General features: G+C 47.3%; 2 protein-coding genes and 2 pseudogenes. 1 reads left to right on the top strand and 3 read right to left on the bottom strand.

All coding sequences use genetic code 11. The annotated features are described in order from the left end of the window. Both lspA and Aba26S_RS20545 read right to left on the bottom strand, forming a co-directional pair. Window positions 1-402: signal peptidase II (gene lspA, locus Aba26S_RS20550; protein ID WP_252322571.1), on the bottom strand; the 402-nt coding region annotated here is incomplete at its 3' end. A 60-nt stretch (window positions 403-462) separates the two neighbouring features. Next, window positions 463-1,359 (bottom strand): cation transporter, encoded by an 897-nt coding sequence (locus Aba26S_RS20545; RefSeq protein ID WP_009392494.1) that lies wholly within the window; start codon window positions 1,357-1,359, stop codon window positions 463-465. A 95-nt stretch (window positions 1,360-1,454) separates the two neighbouring features. Between Aba26S_RS20545 and cadR the strand changes: the two are divergent. Continuing rightward, window positions 1,455-1,863, top strand: a pseudogene (gene cadR, locus Aba26S_RS20540) (Cd(II)/Pb(II)-responsive transcriptional regulator). A gap of 246 nt (window positions 1,864-2,109) precedes the next feature. Here the strand turns inward: cadR and Aba26S_RS20535 are convergent. Beyond that, window positions 2,110-2,763, bottom strand: a pseudogene (locus Aba26S_RS20535) (IS5 family transposase). Between the last annotated feature and the right edge of the window lie 168 nt (window positions 2,764-2,931).

The raw sequence follows: 2,931 nt of genomic DNA, 5'->3' as shown, positions 1-2,931 counted from the left end.
GCTGGAAACTAAAAGTAAGGCACCGAGGACAATTGCAATATCAGCCAGGTTGAAGGCCGGCCAATGCCAGTCTCGCCAATAGAAATCAAAGGAATCCACAACATAGCCGCGAAAGACCCGGTCAATCAGGTTGCCCATGGCGCCACCGAGGATAAGACTGTAAGCGATGGCTTCTCCTTTATGACGATTTTCAAGGATCAGCTTGATCAGAAAAATCGAGACCACTACCGCGATTCCGATAAAAAAGTAGCGCTGCCAGCCTCCACCATTCGCAAAAAGACTGAATGCGGCACCGGTATTCCATACGTGTACCCAGTTAAAGAATGAGGTCACTGAAATAGACTCGCCATATGCCATTGATTGTTGCACCAGCCATTTTATGGCCTGATCAGACGCTGCCAGCAGGCCCGATATGGACAACAGAGCGTACGGTGACAGATGTTTGCCAAAAATGGACATTGCTTAATCCTTGAGCGCCAGAATGCGTCTAGCACCGTTAAGTACAATTACCCCCGCGATGGTGCCGATAATCAGATCCGGATAATTGGACCCGGTCCACGCGACCAGAGCGCCGGCGGTGATGACCCCCAGGTTGATCACCACGTCGTTGGCCGAGAATATCCAGCTTGCCTTCATGTGCGCCCCGCCCTCCCGATGTTTGGATATGAGCAGCAGACAACTGGTATTGGCAATCAATGCGACGAATGCGATAGCCATCATCACCAGCGATTCAGGCTCACTACCGAATACAAAGCGTCTCACCACCTCTATGAGTACGCCCACAGCCAAGATCAGTTGCAGTACACCAGCAAGATGCGCGGCACGTACCTGCATTTTCACGCTATGTCCAACCGCATAAAGGGCAAGCCCGTACACCGCCGCATCGGCAAAATTGTCCAGGGATTCTCCAATCAGGCCAGTGGACCGGGCGATCAGACCGGCAGTCATTTCCACCACGAACAGAAGTGCATTGATGCCGAGCAACCAGCGCAGGGTCCCGGATTCTTGCTTAGCAGAAGCTGCCGAAAACTCGGCGGCCTTGATGGTCTCCGGATTTGCAGCGACGGTTTCCTGAAGCGAGGCGCCTAGCCCCAAGGTCTTCAGTTTCGAGGTGACGGGCTCGACCTCACCGTCATGCACGACCTTCAACCGGCGGTTCGACAAGTCGAAGGACAGTGCCCGAATCCCCTCAACGCCGTTCAGGGCCAGGCGAATCATGCGCTCTTCTGATGGACAGTCCATCTTCGGCACGGCATAAACACTGACCCATTCCCCCGACGCATCGGAGGAGGCCTGCATATCGGTATCCGACGCAGGCCTTGCATGGTCGCCACAGGGGCCTCCGCAGTTTTTACTCATGATATGACTCCACTTGAATGTGATCGGGTTTTCATTTAAAACTATATAGTAGCTATAATGTCAATAGCGTAGAGAATCCGTTGCGGAGGAACCCGATGCGTATTGGTCAGTTGGCACAGTCAGTAGGGGTAGATACACAGACGATCCGCTTCTACGAACGGCAGGGCTTGTTGCCGCCGCCTGGTCGGCAGGAGAACGGTTACCGTGTCTATACCGAGAAACACGTTGAGCGGCTGGCCTTTATTCGTCGCTGCCGCATCCTGGATCTGTCACTGGCAGAAATTCACGAACTAAAGCGCTATCAGGACGACCCTCATCAGTCCTGTACCGCTGTCAATGCCTTGCTCGATGATCACATCTCTCATGTGCGCTCGCAGATAAACCGCTCTACAGGCGCTTGAGAAACAACTCGTTTCACTAAGAGCGCGTTGCAACGATGACCGGGAAGTTAAGGCGTGTGGGGTTCTTGCTGGAATTAGCGAGGGAAGCATGCATCAGCAGTAGGTTGGAGTGCCAACCAGATAATCCGATGAGATGCCGGTTTGCCTCACTCTCATGCAAAGGTAAGATCAACCATTTAATCCGCTTACCCTATTTTTTTTTGCTTTCACCTTATCCAAAATTCACCACCCCATAATTGAAAATATTTTGAATTATAAGCCCTTAGGGTGCTCATAATCCATAAATCAATTTCGAAGTTCTTTGTTGCATAAAGCCTTTAAAGATTGAGTTTTCCTAAGCAACTCAAATTTAAGTTACAACTCGGGTATTAGGTCGGCCTAATTCCATAAATCTGTTGAGGACTGCTACGCGAGCATGAATTTCACTCATCTGACTAGGAAAGCTTCTTGCCATTAATTTATCGCCTAATAATTTGATGCAGTGCATCTTTGTTTCGACCAAACTTCGGCGATGATAGCCTGACCATTTTTTCCATAGTGTTCTACCTAGCAGGGTTTTAGTATCTATACCAATATGAAGTTTACGCCATTGGCGACGATATTTCGGCTAATGCTTTTTACGTTTCCATTCACCTTCACCTAAGAACTTCAAATCCGTGGAATCAACGAGTAGATGCAGTCCATTGCAACTCTTTTCATAGCTAATTTGAATATCAATATGCTTTTGTCTTCTGCGAATGGTTGAATAATCCAGAGCTGTCCAATCTAATCCGCAAAGTTTAATCAAGCTTTGGACAAAGCCAGTCACCATGCATACAGAAAGACGAAATAAGGATTTAATCATGAGATAGCACTGAATGGCTATGTCAGAATAAGTTTGATTTCGACCATGTTTTCCTTGTGACTGCGAATATCATTGAATCTTAGTATCAAACCAAATTGTAAAATTACCATGATTGATCAAAGCATGATTGTAGGATGACCAATTCGGTGTACGATAAATTTAGGTGTAGGCTATTGCTGTATAAGACCTTATCGGTAGGTTTGCGCAACAAGGCCTCAAAATCCCACCTTAAAATGCAAATAGCAAAAAAACTCTACCATTCGATTGATTTCATTTTAGAAGTAATGAAATTAGTATCTGTTTGTAATGATATTTTATAAAATTCAA

The organism is Acinetobacter sp. NBRC 110496, assembly GCF_000876115.1.
GTDB lineage: Bacteria > Pseudomonadota > Gammaproteobacteria > Pseudomonadales > Moraxellaceae > Acinetobacter.
The sequence above is the reverse complement of the archived record's forward strand: the minus strand, read 5'-3'. Positions and strand labels throughout refer to the sequence as shown.